Origin of the sequence: Bradyrhizobium jicamae (assembly GCF_018130695.1) — a bacterium.
Taxonomy (GTDB): domain Bacteria; phylum Pseudomonadota; class Alphaproteobacteria; order Rhizobiales; family Xanthobacteraceae; genus Bradyrhizobium; species Bradyrhizobium jicamae_B.
This window is the reverse complement of record NZ_JAFCJX010000036.1, coordinates 26,949-41,791: the sequence shown is the minus strand read 5'-3', so window position 1 is coordinate 41,791 and position 14,843 is coordinate 26,949. Positions and strand designations below refer to the sequence as shown.

The following is a 14,843-nucleotide window of genomic DNA, read 5'->3' as shown; positions in this document are numbered from 1 at the left end:
TGAATGTGATCGAAGATCAGAATAGCGGATACACCAATGGCTCTCGTCCTCACCGAAGAACAAACCCTGCTGCGCGACAGCGCGCGCGGCCTCATCAGCGACAAGGCACCCGTGTCGCATCTGCGCAACCTTCGCGATGCAAAGGATGCCACCGGCTTCTCGCGTGACCTCTGGAAAACCTTTGCCGAGATGGGCTTCTCCGGCCTGCTGGTGCCGGAGCAATTCGGCGGCAGCGGGCTCGGCGCGGTCGAGGCCGGCATCGTGATGGAGGAGATCGGCCGCACCTTGATGCCGTCGCCGTTCCTCGCGACCTCGGTGCTCGCGGCCTCGGCACTGTCGCGCGGCGGCAGCGAGGCGCAGAAGGCGCAGCATCTGCCCAAGATCGCCGACGGTTCGCTGCTGGCGGCGCTCGCGATCGATGAAGGTGCAAAGCATCGTCCGTTGCAGACCAAATTGCAGGCGGTTCGTTCCGGCAACGGGTTCAAGCTTTCCGGCGACAAGGCGTTCGTGGTCGACGGCCACACCGCTGACCTCTTGATCGTCGCGGCGCGCAGCGCGGGCGCGGCCGGTGACAGGAACGGGCTGACCTTGTTCCTGGTCGATCCGAAGGCCAAGGGCCTCGCGGTCGAGCGCACCGCGATGGTGGACTCTCATAACGCTGCAAGAATCGTGTTCGACAATGTCGAGGTCAATGCCGACAGCGTGCTCGGCGAGGTCGATCAGGGTTATGGCCTGCTCGACGGCGTGCTCAACATCGGCCGCGGCGCTGTCGCCTCCGAGATGGTCGGCCTCTCCGAGGAGGTGTTCGGCCGCACCGTGATGTATCTCAAGGAACGCAAGCAGTTCGGCAAGGCGATCGGCGAATTCCAGGCGCTGCAGCACCGCGCCGCGCAGCTCTACATCGAGATCGAGATCACGCGTGCGGCGGTGCTGAAGGCGCTGCAGGCGCTCGATACTGATCTCGATAAGGCTGGCACGGCAGTGTCCGTGGCGAAGGCGCGCGCCGGCGCCACGGCGACCCTGGCCGTGCAGGAAGGCGTGCAGATGCATGGCGGCATGGGCATGACCGACCAGTTCGACATCGGCTTCTTCATGAAGCGCGCGCGGGTCTGCCAGGAGCTGTTCGGCGACAGCAACTTCCACGCGGATCAACTGGCGCGCGGCAAGGGGTATTGAGGTCGGAGCCGCGGCGTCGCCACCTCATAGGTGTCATCGCCCGCCTTGTGCGCAATTGCGCACTGGAGCGGGCGACCCAGTATTCCAGAGACGACTGTGCTTGAGCCGAGAAGCCGCGGCGTACTGGGGCCCCCGCTTTCGCGGGGGACGACACTGTGGGCGTGGAGGCGCCTACTGCCCAACTTACCTGATCGGCGGCGCGTACTGGATGCCGCCGGCGCTCCAGAGCTGGTTGAGGCCGCGCGGGATCTTCAGCTTGGACTCGGCGCCGACGTTGCGGTCGTAGACCTCGCCGTAATTGCCGACGCGGCGGATGATGCGGGCGGCCCAGTCCTTGGTGAGACCGAGGTCCTCGCCATAGGCGCCCTCGGTGCCGACCAGGCGCATCACTTCGGGCTTCTTCGACTTCAGTGCCTCGTCGATGTTCTTCGAGGTGATGCCGAGCTCTTCCGCGTTGATCATCGCATACAGCGTCCATTTCACGATCATCATCCAGTCGTCGTCACGGAGACGAACGACAGGCGCGAGCGGCTCCTTGGAGATGATGTCGGGCAGGATGGTGTGGTCGCCGGGCTTCGACATGTTGAGGCGTAGCGCGTAGAGCTGCGAGGCGTCGGCCGTGATGGTGTCGCACTGGCCGGTGTCATAGGCCTTCACGACCTCATCGAGCTTCGGAAACTTCATCTCCGTGTACTTCATGTTGTTGGCACGGAAATAGTCGGCGAGGTTCAGCGCCGTCGTCGTGTCGGCCTGCACGCAGACCTTGCTGCCGTTCAGGTCGAGCGCGGAATCGATGTTGCGCGATTTCGGCAGCATGAAGCCTTCGCCGTCATAATAGGCGACCGCCGGGAAATAGAGGTCGTAATTGGTCTCGCGCGACATGCTCCAGGTCGAGTTGCGGGAGAGGATGTCGACCTTGCGGGCCTGCAGTTCCTTGAAGCGCTCGCTGGCGTCGAGCGGAATGAACTTCGCCTTCGTCGGATCGTCGAAGATCGCCGCCGCCACCGCGCGGCAGAAGTCGACGTCGAAGCCGCTCCAGTTGCCCTTGTCGTCGGGGATCGAGAAGCCGGGCAGGCCCTTGTTGACGCCGCACAGCACCTCGCCGCGGCGGATGGTGCGCTTCAGCGTCTTGGTGTCGTAGCGCTCATAAGTGATGGCGGCGGCCCCAACCAGCACGGCGACCGCGAGCCCGATCAGCAGGCCGCCTCGAAATGTACGCATGGGTTCTCTCTCTCGAATAATCGGGAAGAAGGAAGGGATATCGAAGGCGGGGTAAAGCTACAGTTCGGGCTTCTGCCGGATCACCACCCTGGTGCCGACGGGGACGCGGCTGTAGAGGTCGGCGACGTCGTTGTTGACGAGACGGAAGCAGCCGGACGACACGGCGGTGCCGATCGTGTCGGGCCGATTGGTGCCGTGGATGCGGTAGACCGTGGTGCCCAGATACATCGCGCGCGCGCCGAGCGGATTGCCCGGGCCGCCCGCCATGAAGCGCGGCAGATAGGGCTGGCGCGCGATCATCTCCGGCGGCGGCGTCCAGTCCGGCCACTCGGCCTTGCGGGTGATGTTGACCAGGCCCTGCCAGGTGAAACCTTCGCGGCCGACGCCGATGCCGTAGCGGATCGCGCGGCCATTGCCCTGCACGAGATAAAGGTGCCGCTCGGCGGTCACGACGATGATGGTGCCCGGCGCCTCGTTGGTGCGATAGTATACCACCTGCTTCTGCCACTCGGGATCGAGCGCGTAGGAGTCATCGGCGACCAGGCCCGGCTCGTCGGCATCGGGACGCGGCTGCGCAAAGCCTTGCGATGTCGACAGCGCAAGCGTGGTCGCGGCAAGCAGCATCCAGACCGAGTGACGAAGTTTCGTCATGCAAAGCTCTCCTTGTGGCGTGCCGCCAATGGTTGCTCCACCCAAATCGCGGAACATCAAACCTCAGTGACAGTTTGATGGCAAGTTTAGGGCGGGCGTGGCCGATACCCTGCTGGAATGCCTCTGTTTTTTATGAACGGCACGAACCGGCGCAGCGCACAACCTGCCTTATTTCGGCGCGATCCAGAATCGCAGCACCAGCGAGATCAGTGCCACCGTGCCGACGCCGCCGAGCCAGAGCACCGCGAACCACAGCAGCCGCTGCGCCAGCGGGCGTTGATTTGGATCAACGGCCATCAGTGGTAGCCGGCGCCGTGCCGCACCTTGCCGCGGAACACCCAATAGGCCCAGGCGGTGTAGGCGAGGATCAGCGGGATCAGGATGGAGACGCCGAACAGCATGAACACCTGGCTGTTCTCCGGCGAAGCCGCCTGCCAGATCGTGATGCTCTGCGGCACGATGTAGGGATACATGCTGATGCCGAGCCCGGCATAGGACAGCGCGAACAGCGCCAGCGTCAGGAAGAACGGCTGGTAGTCGTACTTGTTGGCGAGCGCGCGCAGCAGCATCGCGGTGACGGCGGCGACCGCGATCGGCACCGGCGCGGTCAGGATGATGTTCGGCCAGGCGAACCAGCGATGGATGTACTGCACATGCAGGAACGGCGTCGCGACGCTGACCGCGCCGATCGCGACCAGCATCGCGATCAGGAGAATCCAGCTGAAATGATAGGCGCGCTCGCGCAAGCTATCCTCGGTCTTCATGACCAGCCAGGTCGCGCCGAGCAGCGCATAGCCGACCACCAGCGAGACGCCGGTCAGGATGCTGAACGGCGTCAGCCAGTCCCACCAGCCGCCGGCATAGTGACGGCCCTCGACATGCACGCCCTGCAGGATGGCGCCGAGCGCAATGCCCTGGGCAAGGGCGGCAAGAATGGAGCCGCCGGCGAAGGCGACGTCCCATTTGTTGCGCTCCTTCTGGGTGCGCCAGCGGAATTCGAAGGCGACGCCGCGGAACACGAGGCCGAGCAGCATCACGATCATCGGCGTGTAGAGTGCCGGCATCAGCACCGCATAGGCCAGCGGAAACGCCGCCATCATGCCGCCGCCGCCGAGCACCAGCCAGGTCTCGTTGCCGTCCCACACGGGAGCAACGCTGTTCATGATGACGTCGCGATCGGCCTTGTTCGGGAAGAACGGGAAGAGAATGCCGAGGCCGAGATCGAAACCGTCCATCACGACATAGACGAACACGGCAAAGGCGATGATGAAGGCCCAGACGGTGGCGAGGTCGATCGCGATGCTCATCGTGCGCCCTCCGCGACCGTGCCGGCGGCCGGCGTGATGCCGGCGGCGCGGGCGGGCAGGTCCTTCGACGGGCCGTGCTCACCGGGATGGGGCGGCTGCGCCATCAGTCGCAGCAGATAGACGACGCCGGCGATGAACACGATGAAATAGACGATGATGAACGCGATCAGCGAGGAGCCGACCGCGGGCGCCGCGAGTGGCGAGACCGAGTCCGCGGTACGCAGCAGGCCATACACCGTGAACGGCTGCCGTCCGGTCTCGGTGGTGATCCAGCCCGCCAGCACCGCGATGAAGCCCGCCGGCCCCATCACCATCGCGAACCGATGCAGCAGCGGCGAGTGGTACAGCCTGCCGCGCCAGCGCAGCCACAGGCTCAGCATGCCGAGCCCCAGCATCAGGAAGCCGAGCCCGACCATGATGCGGAACGACCAGAAGGTGATCGGCACCGGCGGCCAGTTTTCACGCGGCACGGTGTCGAGACCGGCCATCGGCGCATCCGGCGAATGCTTGAGAATGACGGAGCCGAGCTTCGGAATCTCGATCGCGTAGTCGATCCGCCCAGCAGTCTGGTTGGGCCAGCCGAACAGGATCAGCGGCGCGCCATCCTTGTGGCTCACGAAATGGCCTTCCATGGCCATGATCTTGGTCGGCTGATGCTCCAGCGTGTTGAGGCCGTGCTGGTCGCCGGCGAGGATCTGGATCGGCGCGACCAAGGTCGCCATCCACATCGCCATCGAGAACATCACGCGGGCGCCGGCGAGATGCTGGTCGCGCAGCAGATGGTAGGCGCCGACCGCGCCGACCACCAGCGCGGTGGTCAGATACGCTGCCAGCACCATGTGCACGAGGCGGTAGGGGAACGACGGGTTGAAGATCAGCTTGAGCCAGTCGGCGGCGACGAACTGCCCGTCGGCGTTGATGGCGTGGCCGGTCGGGGTCTGCATCCAGGAATTGGCGGAGAGAATCCAGAACGCCGAGATCAGCGTGCCGATCGCGACCATCAGGGTCGCCAGGAAATGCAGCCTGGGGCCGACGCGCTCGAGCCCGAACAGCATCACGCCGAGGAAGCCCGCCTCGAGGAAGAACGCGGTCAGCACCTCATAGGCCATCAGGGGCCCGATCACCGGGCCGGTCTTGTCGGCGAAGGCCGCCCAGTTGGTGCCGAACTGGTAGGACATCACGATGCCCGACACCACGCCCATGCCGAAGGCGACCGCGAAGATCTTCAGCCAGTAATTGAACAGGTTGATGAAGACCTCGCGCTTCGTGATCAGCCACAGGCCTTCCAGCACCGCGAGATAGCTCGCCAGCCCGATCGAAAACGCCGGGAAGATGATATGGAACGACATCGTGAAGGCAAACTGCGCCCGGGCGAGCGCGACGGCATCCCAACCTTCGAACATCGCTGAACACCTATGTCGCTTCCGACGCGGAGCCTATCATGCCGGCCGCGACGACAATACGGCGCCTTTTGCTGCAGAAGCGAGCTATCCCGTCAGCTTTTCGGCCTCCGGAGCGGCATTCAGCCGTCGGATGATTTCTGCGCACACGGCGCGTGCCCCGTTTTCGTCGTGCTTGATCGGGCTGCGGAAGGTTTGGCCGTTGTTCAGGCGGATGCTGATGGTGCAGGTCCAACCCTCTGCGTCGGGCTTGTCGACCTCGATCGCGGCGACGTCGCCCGCCCGGATCGTCTCGACGTATAATTCACCCTTCAACCCGACCCGCTCGATGCGGATCTCGCCATGCCTGACGATCCAGAATGCGCCGGCGAGCCGGTACGCGTAGCGGTAGAGGGCAAAGGCTGCGAGCAAGCCGAGCGGCAACAGCAATCCGAGCGCCAGTTCCGACTTGCCGAGCCAGAAGGCGATCAGGAATGGCACGGCGCACAGGCCGGCCAGGACCGGCACCGCCATTCGAACGATGCGACCGAGATAGAGGCTGACCGGGGAGCCAAGCGTGAGCTCGGACGTGCCGGCATCGAGCGGGTTGTCGATGGGCTCGGCATCGGGAAGGCCGAGGAGTCCTGCGACCTTAGCTGTGGTTTCGTTGATGCGCGTGATGTCCGGCAGCGGTGGCGAGATCAGGACATCGCCTGATGCCAGCCTGCAAACAAAGCTGAAGCTCGCGGGATAGCTGAGCCTGTTCCTGCGGACGCGGATGTCCGCAATGTCGTGATGGCCGATCAGTCGCTTCTGCACGGGCCCGAACGGAAGCTGTTTGCCGATCAGGATGCCGTCGCGCGTGATGATCCAGGCCACATTGCGCTCAAGGGCGGCAACGCCGATCAGGAACAATCCGATCGGCGCGGCCCAGAACGCAGCGATCAATGGGTGGCCGCCTGAGGCCCAGGTCAGCAGGCCCGGAACGAGGATCAGCAACAGGACGGCGCCGGAGCCCGCCCGGACCAGCCTTTCCCTGAGCGAGGATCCCCTGCGCAGCCGTACTTCATTCGGATTTGCCGCTGCATCCATGGTCAGCGGCAGACATCACGGCCGGTGCCGCCCGGTCAAGTGGCTGACCGGGCCGCAATTGGCTGCTGTCGGCCGGTCTCAACTCGTTGTGTTCAAGAGCCGTGCGATGGTGCGGTCGATCTGATCGTACTGCCCCTCGCCATCGTGCTGGAACACGATCTTGCCGGTCTGGTCGACGATGTATTGCGCCGGCCAATACTGGTTGCGCCAGGCGTTCCAGGTCTGCGAGTTGTTGTCCTGCGCCACCGGATAGGTGATGCCATGGCGTTTCAGCGCGGCCTGGACGTTGGAGGCGGAACGCTCGAACGGGAATTCCGGCGTGTGGATGCCGACCACGACGAGGCCACGATCTCTGTATTTGGCATAGAGCTCGGTGACGTGCGGCAGCGTGTTGACGCAGTTGACGCAGCCATAGGTCCAGAAATCCACCAGCACGACCTTGCCACGGAGATCGGCGAGCTTCAGCGGCTGCGAATTGAACCAGTTGCTGAGGCCGACGAACTCGGGTGCGGTCTGCGCGGCCGTGGCGGTCGCGGCCACGTTGACCGGCCGCGCCGGCGCATCGGCCTCCGTGCAGAGGCCGGGGATGACGGCTCCGCCGAGGCCAAAGCCGGCAACGAGCGTGGATATGGCGAGCAGGCGCAGGGTCATCGGTGTCTCCTTCTTGGTGTCACAGGCCGATCTGGCCGTTGGGATAGAAACGCGTCAGCCACGCCACGATCAGCGTGTCGTATTGGAAGTAGGACAGCGCAGCGAAGGCGAGGATGACGACGCCAAAACCCTGCTGCAGCCGCGGGGCGAATTTTGCGATGCTGCGCACGCGGGCGGTCATCGCCTGGCCGCCATAGGCGATCGCCAGCATCGGGATCGCCGCGCCGATGGCGTAGGTGACGAGCTGCAGGCTCGCCCAGGCCGTATCCTTTGAGGTTGCGACGATGGTCAGGATCGAGCCGAGCACGGGGCCGGCACAGGGCGTCCAGACCAGTCCGAGCGTGCTGCCGAGCACGAAGCCGCCGAGCACGCCACGCGACGTAATGGCCGTGCCGCCGATCGCAGGCGAGAGCTGTATCGTCAGCCATTCGAACGGCGTCGGCCAGATCATCAGGAGTGCGAAGCCGGCGAGCAGGATCGCAGCGCCGGTCCGCAGCACGTTCGGATCGAAATCGAAGGCGCGCGTGATCGCGCTCAGCAGCAATGCCACCATCGAGAATGACATCACAAAGCCGAGCGCGATCATCGCGGGCCGCGCCTTGTCGGTCTGGCCTATCGATACTCCGAGCAGGATCGGCAGCATCGGCAGGGTGCAAGGCGCGGCGACGGTGGCGACACCGGCAAGCAGGGCAAGGGCGAGGCTGAGCATCGTGATCCGTCCATCAGATGTCCGGCCCGCCAGATGGCCGACCCGGGTCGCCTGATGTTCTTCGGAGGATCGCGCCGGTCGTTACGGCGGCGGCGGCGCGGGGCGCGTCACGTCCGTGTGAGGCGGATCGTGCCTTGCTTCACGAAACGGTCGCCAAACGTAGAGCGACCCGGCTGGGGGGCATCCCGGCCGGGTCGTTGGAGGTACTTGGGGAGGTTAGAAACTTTGGTTCAGCGAGAGCTGGGGGAGATCACACAGACCTCCGTGGAAACCTTGGCGCTGCAGTCGACCACCTGCTCTCGGACCAGCATCGAACCATTGTCGCGCTGGGCGCGGGGCTGGATGTTCTGGGCCGACAGGGTGGCCAGGGTCGCCACCGCGCCGAGCGGGACGATGAAGAGGCGGAAGGACGGCTTCAGCATGGTCTCGCTCCTTACGGGTTGGCGTTGCGTCGTTGGTTAATGGTTTAGAGATCGCGTTTTTCCGGGTGATGTCGTGGATTGTTTCAATTGTTTCGTCGCCGGACTTTTTTGGCTTCGTGGACAATTGCCGGAGTTACGCGGTCTCCTATTTAAGCTATTGAATTTGCTGACTTATGCTGCGATGCTGTCGACGCCGGCGACCTTCAGGAGGTCGGCGAGCTGCTTGCGGGCATAGAACATGCGGGTCTTCACCGTGCTCTGCGGGATACCGATGATCTGGCCGGCCTCCTCGACCGACTTCTCATGGTAGTAGACCAGGTTGATGATCTCCCGGTGCGCCGGCGACAGCTTGGCCACGCAGGCGCGCAGGATCTCGCTGGTGGTGGCGCGGTCGAGCGAGGCTTCCGGGGTGGCGGCCTCGTCGGCGATCTCCAGCACGTCGTCCTGGTCGATATCCTCATGCTTGCGCTGGCGGAGCGCGGTCAGCGCCTTGAAGCGGGCGATCGACAGCAGCCAGGTGGAAACCTGCGAGCGGCCCTCGAACTGGGCAGCGGTGCGCCACACGTCCAGGAACACCTGGCTGACCAGGTCTTCGGCCATCGTGGTGTCGCGCACCATGCGGAGCACGAAGCGGTAAACCCGGACGTTATGGCGGGAATAGAGCACGTGCATCGCGGTACGGCCGCCCTTGGCAATACTCTGTAGGAGCATCTCGTCCGTGGTCGCGCGGGCAGCGGCAATGTGCTTCTTGGCTGCGGCGTTGATGGCAATGACGTTCGACATGACAGGCTCCCAGTTCACCGCTTGGCGGCGGTTCGTTGGGAGAATTGTTAGTCAGGCCCCGTTTCGGGATGTCTGCGCCAAAAGCGGAAAATGGTTTCGTGAGCGGGAGAATTGTTTCGTCAGACGTTGCGCCACGAAACATTCGGGGTCAAAAAGCCAGTCATTTCAATACGCGGAAAATTTGAGGGGCCGAAAGGGCACCTCAGGAACAATTCCGGCCGTCGTGCGTATAGGGTTTTTCGGTCTATTCGGCGGCCTGCAGGCGAGCGGCGGGCTGTTTTGGCGCGATCCAGAATGCGTCAGGCCGCTCGAACAGGAAATTGGCGTGCACGGCAAGCGCTATCCGCCAGATCAACAGCGAGCCGGCGACGCCGACGACCGTGACGATCAGCGAGATCAGGCCGATGTCGGGGATGATGCCGGCGCGCAGCAGGAGCGTGCGGGCCGCGGCCATCGGCAGGAAGAAGGCGAGATAGATGACGATCGAGTGCTCGCCGCAATAACGCAGAAAATTCAGCCAATGCGCGCGTGCCAGCAGCGTGCCGATCACGATGATCGCGCAGGCGCCGGCAAGCCCGAGCGCAAGCGAGACGATCGGCCACTCGCTCGCGCCTGATGTCACCAGCCCGCTGTTGATGAGGGCCCACAGCGCAAGCCCGCCAAGCGCAAGCACAGGCCGCGCTCGCGCGCGATCCGACAGCGCGAAGACATAATCGGCGAGGATGTAGCCGGTGAAGAAATAGACGAAGCGCGCAGAGAATTCGTCGATCACAGTCCAGCCTGTCGCGAGATGCGTCATCTCGAGCGCGGCGGCGATCAGCCAGATGACGAACGGATGAATGTTGCGCGTCAGCTTGGTGACGACGAAGAAGATCGGCAGCAGGTAGATGAACCACAGCGTGCCGAACGGCTCGATGAAGGATTCAAGATACAGCAAGCAGACGTCGCGCCAGCTTGATTCCGCGGCCAGCGACGGCGCCTTGAAGCCGAACTGGATCGTCACCCACAGCAGATAGAAATAGGCGAAGTGCACCACCTTGCGATCGAGATAGGTGCGCCAGTCGCGGTCAATCACGACCGACAGGAAAAGCCCGGAAATCAGGAAGAAATCCGGCATCCGGAACGGCTTTGCGAACATCACGACGTAATGCATGAAACCGGTCTGGTCGGCGGCCTTCTCGACGCCCAGCACCGAATGCATCATCACGACCATGACGATGCAGATGCCCTTGGCATAATCGACCCAGTCGATGCGGCGCCCCGCGTCGATGGAACGATTTGTCACGGCGGATGTGCCGTTTGCGGTCATCTGTGTCCTGTTCCGGTTCTTGCGGGCGCATCATCCGCCCGTTAGGTTTCCTTCTCCTTTATTCATACAAACGTCATGCCGGGTTTGGCCGCAATTTGCGCGTTTCCCTGACGCCACAAATCGTCTAAGAGGCCCCCGAATCCACGGGACTTGTTAACCATAGGAAGCGGGTTTTCTGATGCGCATCACCATGATTGGCACGGGCTATGTCGGACTGGTGTCGGGCGCCTGCTTTGCGGATTTCGGCCACGACGTCATCTGCGTCGACAAGGACGAGAAGAAGATCGCCGCGCTCCATCGCGGCGAGATCCCGATCTACGAGCCCGGCCTCGACGAGCTCGTTGCATCCAATGTGAAGGCCAGGCGGCTCGGCTTCACCACCGACCTGTCGAAGCCGGTTGCGGATGCCGACGCCGTCTTCATCGCGGTCGGCACGCCGTCGCGCCGCGGTGACGGTCACGCCGATCTCTCCTACGTCTACGCCGCCGCGCGCGAGATCGCGCAGTCGCTGTCCGGCTTCACCGTCGTGGTGACGAAGTCGACCGTTCCGGTCGGCACCGGCGACGAGGTCGAGCGCATCATCCGCGAGACCAATCCCAAGGCCGACGTCGTGGTCGCCTCCAATCCCGAATTCCTGCGCGAGGGCGCGGCGATCCGCGACTTCAAATTCCCCGATCGCGTCGTCGTCGGCACCTCCGACGAGCGCGGCCGCAAGGTGATGGGCGATATCTATCGTCCGCTGTCGTTGAACCAGGCGCCGGTGATGTTCACCGCGCGGCGCACCGCCGAGATGATCAAATACGCCGCGAACGCGTTCCTCGCGACCAAGATCACCTTCATCAACGAGATCGCGGACCTCTCCGAGAAGGTCGGCGCCAACGTGCAGGAGGTCGCGCGCGGCATCGGCCTCGACAACCGCATCGGCACCAAATTCCTGCATGCGGGGCCGGGCTTCGGCGGCTCCTGCTTCCCAAAGGACACCAAGGCGCTGATCAAGATCGCGCAGGACTACGATGTGAACCTGCGCATCGTCGAATCCGTGCTGGCGGTCAACGAGAACCGCAAGCGCGCGATGGCGCGCAAGGTCAGCCAGGTGCTTGGCGGCTCGCTGCGCGGCAAGACCATCGCCGTGCTCGGCCTCACCTTCAAGCCCGACACCGACGACATGCGCGATGCGCCGTCGATTCCGCTGGTGACCGGTCTGCTCGACATGGGAGCTACGGTGCGCGCCTACGATCCGGTCGGCATGGAGCAGGCCAAGGCCGAGCTGCCCAGCATCACCTATTGCGAGGATGCCTATTCCTGTGCCGAAGACGCCGACGCACTCGTGGTCGTCACCGAATGGGTCCAGTTCCGCGGTCTCGATCTCGACCGGCTGAAGGCGACCATGGCGCAGCCCGTCGTCGTCGACCTCCGCAACATCTTCAGCCCCGAAGACATGCGTGCGGCCGGCTTCATCTACGACAGCATCGGCCGCGCACCGCTGCCGCGGACGTGATATCAGCTTCACCTCGCCCCGCTTGCGGGGAGAGGTCGGATCGCATCGAAGATGCGATCCGGGTGAGGGGGACTCTCCACGAGCGCATCTGTGGAGACTCCCCCTCACCCTGACCCTCTCCCCGCAAGCGGGGAGAGGGGAAATGCACGCTTCACCGGATTCATATTGCCCCGCCAATTCGACAGTCCCCTCCCGATCGATGCCGTGCTCGACGAGCTCGGCCGCACCCTCGACGGCCGCACCACCGCGGTGCTGGTGGCGCCGCCGGGTGCCGGCAAGACCACGCGGGTGCCGCTGGCGCTGCTCGATGCTGACTGGGCGAAGGGCAAGAAGATCATCGTGCTCGAGCCGCGCCGGATCGCCGCGCGCGCCAGCGCCGAGCGGATGGCCAAGACGCTCGGCGAGCGCGCGGGCGAGACCGTCGGTTACCGCGTGCGCTTCGGCTCGAAGATCTCGCGGGCGACGCGGATCGAGGTCGTCACCGAGGGCATCTTCTCGCGGCAGATCCTCGACGATCCCGAATTGAACGGCGTCGCCGCGGTGCTGTTCGACGAATTCCATGAGCGCTCGCTCGACGCCGATCTGGGCCTGGCGCTGGCGCGCGACGCGCAGACCGGCCTGCGCGAGGACCTGCGCATCCTCGTGATGTCGGCGACGCTGGACGGCGCGCGGGTCGGCAGACTGCTGGGCGATGCGCCGGTGGTCGCGAGCGAAGGCCGCGCCTTTCCGGTCGAGACGCGCTATGTCGGCCGCAAGATCGACATGCCGCTGGAGCGGCAGATGGCGGAGACGATCGCAACTGCGCTGCGCGCGGATGCCGGCTCGGTGCTGGCGTTCCTGCCGGGCGCCGCAGAAATCCGCCGCACCCAGAACTTCCTCGCCGAGCGCGTGCAGGATGCGGGAATCGAGATCGTGCCGCTGTTCGGCGCGCTCGATGCCGGCGTGCAGGACCGCGCCATCGCGCCGGCCCCGAAGGGGACGCGCAAGGTGGTGCTGGCGACCTCGATCGCCGAGACCTCGCTGACCATCGAGGGTGTGCGCATCGTGGTCGATTCCGGCCAGGCGCGGGTGCCGCGCTACGAGCCCGACATCGCACTGACCCGGCTGGAGACGGTGCGCGCCTCGCGCGCCGCGGTCGACCAGCGCCGCGGCCGTGCCGGCCGTATCGAGCCCGGCGTTTGCTATCGGCTGTGGGACGAGCCGCAGACTGCCTCGCTTGCGGCCTACACCGCGCCGGAAATCCTGTCCGCCGATCTGTCCTCGCTGGTGCTCGACCTCGCGCAATGGGGCGTCAGCGACGCGAGCGGGCTGGCGTTCCTCGACCCGCCGCCCGCGCCGGCCTGGAAGGAGGCAAAGTCTCTGCTTAACGAACTCGGCGCGCTCGATGGCGACGGCCGCATCACCGCGGAAGGCAAGAGCCTGCGCGCGCTGGCGCTGCCGCCGCGGCTGGCGCGGATGATTGTCGACTCCGCGCGCTTCGGTGCGGCCGACGAGGCCGCCGAGATCGCGGCCATCCTGACCGAGCGTGGGCTCGGCGGCGACAGCGTCGATCTCGATCACAGGCTGGATCAGTTCCGCCGCGATCGCGGCCAGCGGACATCCAGCGCGCGCAGCCTGGCGCAGCGCTGGGCCTCGCAGGTCGCGACGTCAAAGGCAGAAGCGGCCGATCTGTCGACCGGCGTCATGCTCGCCTTTGCCTTCCCGGACCGTGTCGCCAGGAATCGCGGCAATGGCAGCTTTGTGCTCGCCAATGGCCGCGGCGCCGCGGTGGAGCAGACCTCGGCGCTGGCGCGCGCGCCCTATATCGCGGTCGCCGAGCTGACCGGCACGGCCGCGAGCGGCCGCATCCTGCTGGCGGCGCCGATCGCGCAGGACGAGATCGAGCGGCGCTTTGCCGATCAGATCGAGAATGCCGAGGAGATCAGCTTCGATCGCGGCGCGATGGCGCTGCGCGCGCGCCGCCGCCGCTCGCTGCATGCGATCACGCTGTCGGAAGCGCCGATGTCGCTGTCACCGTCGGCGGAGACCGCGCGGATTTTTGCCGACGGTCTGATCGCGGCTGGCCTCGACAGACTGCCGTGGTCGAAGACCTCGAAGCAGTGGCGCGACCGCGTCATGTTCCTGCGCAAGGCCGAGGACGATAGCTGGCCGGATCTGTCCGATGCCGCGCTCGCCGAGCGCGCCGAGGACTGGCTGGTGCCTGCGCTGTACGACAAGACCGCGCTGAAGGATCTCTCCGCCGGCGATTTCTCGGACGCGCTGATGGCGCTGCTGCCATGGGAGCTGCGCGCGCGGCTCGATCGCGAGGCGCCGACCCATTTCGAGGCGCCGACCGGCACGCAGCTCGCGATCGACTACGAGGCCGAGCAGGGGCCGACCATCGCGGTGCGGCTGCAGGAATTGTTCGGGCTCACCACCCATCCCTCGGTCGCCAAGGGCGCGGTACCGCTGGTGCTGGAGCTGCTGTCGCCGGCGCAGCGTCCGGTGCAGGTCACGCGCGACCTGCCGGGCTTTTGGCGCGGCAGCTATGCCGCGGTGCGCTCCGATCTTCGCGGCCGCTATCCCCGTCACCCCTGGCCGGAGGACCCCGCCAGCGCGATGCCGACGCGGCGGGTGAAGCCGCGGGGCACCTGAAACGCGGCGAT

Annotated in this window: 14 protein-coding genes; 3 read left to right on the top strand and 11 right to left on the bottom strand. The window is 65.3% G+C overall.

Annotated features, from left to right (window positions below; translation table 11 throughout):
• Positions 1 to 36: 36 nt before the first annotated feature.
• Positions 37 to 1,176: an acyl-CoA dehydrogenase family protein gene (locus JQ604_RS35695; protein WP_212365418.1), complete on the top strand. Its 1,140-nt coding sequence runs from the start codon at positions 37 to 39 to the stop codon at positions 1,174 to 1,176.
• Positions 1,177 to 1,359: 183 nt separating this feature from the next.
• Here the strand turns inward: JQ604_RS35695 and JQ604_RS35690 are convergent, their stop codons facing one another.
• From JQ604_RS35690 to JQ604_RS35640, 11 genes are all read right to left on the bottom strand, one after another.
• Positions 1,360 to 2,397 carry an amino acid ABC transporter substrate-binding protein gene (locus tag JQ604_RS35690; protein ID WP_212365417.1) on the bottom strand — a complete coding sequence of 346 codons (1,038 nt, stop codon included), beginning with the start codon at positions 2,395 to 2,397 and terminating at the stop codon, positions 1,360 to 1,362.
• A 57-nt stretch (positions 2,398 to 2,454) separates the two neighbouring features.
• Complete coding sequence (locus tag JQ604_RS35685) at positions 2,455 to 3,048, bottom strand: L,D-transpeptidase (protein ID WP_212365416.1); 594 nt, start codon at positions 3,046 to 3,048, stop codon at positions 2,455 to 2,457.
• A gap of 168 nt (positions 3,049 to 3,216) precedes the next feature.
• Positions 3,217 to 3,345 carry a DUF2474 domain-containing protein gene (locus JQ604_RS35680; RefSeq protein WP_212365415.1) on the bottom strand — a complete coding sequence of 43 codons (129 nt, stop codon included), beginning with the start codon at positions 3,343 to 3,345 and terminating at the stop codon, positions 3,217 to 3,219.
• Positions 3,345 to 4,355: a cytochrome d ubiquinol oxidase subunit II gene (gene cydB, locus JQ604_RS35675; protein WP_212365414.1), complete on the bottom strand. Its 1,011-nt coding sequence runs from the start codon at positions 4,353 to 4,355 to the stop codon at positions 3,345 to 3,347. Before cydB ends, JQ604_RS35680 begins: the two co-directional genes overlap by 1 nt.
• On the bottom strand, positions 4,352 to 5,758 hold the full coding sequence (locus tag JQ604_RS35670; RefSeq protein ID WP_212365413.1) for a cytochrome ubiquinol oxidase subunit I: 1,407 nt from the start codon (positions 5,756 to 5,758) through the stop codon (positions 4,352 to 4,354). Before JQ604_RS35670 ends, cydB begins: the two co-directional genes overlap by 4 nt.
• A gap of 84 nt (positions 5,759 to 5,842) precedes the next feature.
• Positions 5,843 to 6,826: a hypothetical protein gene (locus JQ604_RS35665; protein WP_212365412.1), complete on the bottom strand. Its 984-nt coding sequence runs from the start codon at positions 6,824 to 6,826 to the stop codon at positions 5,843 to 5,845.
• Positions 6,827 to 6,904: 78 nt separating this feature from the next.
• On the bottom strand, positions 6,905 to 7,477 hold the full coding sequence (locus JQ604_RS35660) for a thioredoxin family protein (RefSeq protein WP_212365411.1): 573 nt from the start codon (positions 7,475 to 7,477) through the stop codon (positions 6,905 to 6,907).
• 19 nt (positions 7,478 to 7,496) lie between these two features.
• Positions 7,497 to 8,186 carry a cytochrome c biogenesis CcdA family protein gene (locus JQ604_RS35655; RefSeq protein ID WP_212365410.1) on the bottom strand — a complete coding sequence of 230 codons (690 nt, stop codon included), beginning with the start codon at positions 8,184 to 8,186 and terminating at the stop codon, positions 7,497 to 7,499.
• A gap of 230 nt (positions 8,187 to 8,416) precedes the next feature.
• A complete protein-coding gene (locus JQ604_RS35650; RefSeq protein WP_212365409.1) occupies positions 8,417 to 8,608 on the bottom strand; it encodes a hypothetical protein in 192 nt (63 codons plus the stop codon).
• Between the two features lie 171 nt (positions 8,609 to 8,779).
• Positions 8,780 to 9,391, bottom strand: coding sequence for a sigma-70 family RNA polymerase sigma factor (locus JQ604_RS35645; RefSeq protein ID WP_212365408.1), 612 nt, complete (start codon positions 9,389 to 9,391; stop codon positions 8,780 to 8,782).
• A 244-nt stretch (positions 9,392 to 9,635) separates the two neighbouring features.
• The gene (locus tag JQ604_RS35640; RefSeq protein WP_212365407.1) at positions 9,636 to 10,700 is read right to left on the bottom strand and encodes an acyltransferase family protein; all 1,065 of its coding nucleotides are present in this window, start codon (positions 10,698 to 10,700) and stop codon (positions 9,636 to 9,638) included.
• 178 nt (positions 10,701 to 10,878) lie between these two features.
• On the opposite strand from JQ604_RS35640, the gene JQ604_RS35635 reads away from it, so the two are divergent.
• Together JQ604_RS35635 and hrpB are read left to right on the top strand one after the other, a co-directional pair.
• Positions 10,879 to 12,198, top strand: coding sequence for a UDP-glucose dehydrogenase family protein (locus JQ604_RS35635; protein ID WP_212365406.1), 1,320 nt, complete (start codon positions 10,879 to 10,881; stop codon positions 12,196 to 12,198).
• A 165-nt stretch (positions 12,199 to 12,363) separates the two neighbouring features.
• Complete coding sequence (gene hrpB / locus JQ604_RS35630) at positions 12,364 to 14,832, top strand: ATP-dependent helicase HrpB (RefSeq protein ID WP_212365405.1); 2,469 nt, start codon at positions 12,364 to 12,366, stop codon at positions 14,830 to 14,832.
• Positions 14,833 to 14,843: the final 11 nt, after the last annotated feature.

Coding starts and splice junctions, on each gene's coding strand:
- JQ604_RS35695 (WP_212365418.1), top strand. CDS start 37: ATGGCTCTCGTCCTCACCGAAGAACAAACCCTGCTGCGCGACAGCGCG.
- JQ604_RS35690 (WP_212365417.1), bottom strand. CDS start 2,397: ATGCGTACATTTCGAGGCGGCCTGCTGATCGGGCTCGCGGTCGCCGTG.
- JQ604_RS35685 (WP_212365416.1), bottom strand. CDS start 3,048: ATGACGAAACTTCGTCACTCGGTCTGGATGCTGCTTGCCGCGACCACG.
- JQ604_RS35680 (WP_212365415.1), bottom strand. CDS start 3,345: ATGGCCGTTGATCCAAATCAACGCCCGCTGGCGCAGCGGCTGCTGTGG.
- cydB (WP_212365414.1), bottom strand. CDS start 4,355: ATGAGCATCGCGATCGACCTCGCCACCGTCTGGGCCTTCATCATCGCC.
- JQ604_RS35670 (WP_212365413.1), bottom strand. CDS start 5,758: ATGTTCGAAGGTTGGGATGCCGTCGCGCTCGCCCGGGCGCAGTTTGCC.
- JQ604_RS35665 (WP_212365412.1), bottom strand. CDS start 6,826: ATGGATGCAGCGGCAAATCCGAATGAAGTACGGCTGCGCAGGGGATCC.
- JQ604_RS35660 (WP_212365411.1), bottom strand. CDS start 7,477: ATGACCCTGCGCCTGCTCGCCATATCCACGCTCGTTGCCGGCTTTGGC.
- JQ604_RS35655 (WP_212365410.1), bottom strand. CDS start 8,186: ATGCTCAGCCTCGCCCTTGCCCTGCTTGCCGGTGTCGCCACCGTCGCC.
- JQ604_RS35650 (WP_212365409.1), bottom strand. CDS start 8,608: ATGCTGAAGCCGTCCTTCCGCCTCTTCATCGTCCCGCTCGGCGCGGTG.
- JQ604_RS35645 (WP_212365408.1), bottom strand. CDS start 9,391: ATGTCGAACGTCATTGCCATCAACGCCGCAGCCAAGAAGCACATTGCC.
- JQ604_RS35640 (WP_212365407.1), bottom strand. CDS start 10,700: ATGACCGCAAACGGCACATCCGCCGTGACAAATCGTTCCATCGACGCG.
- JQ604_RS35635 (WP_212365406.1), top strand. CDS start 10,879: ATGCGCATCACCATGATTGGCACGGGCTATGTCGGACTGGTGTCGGGC.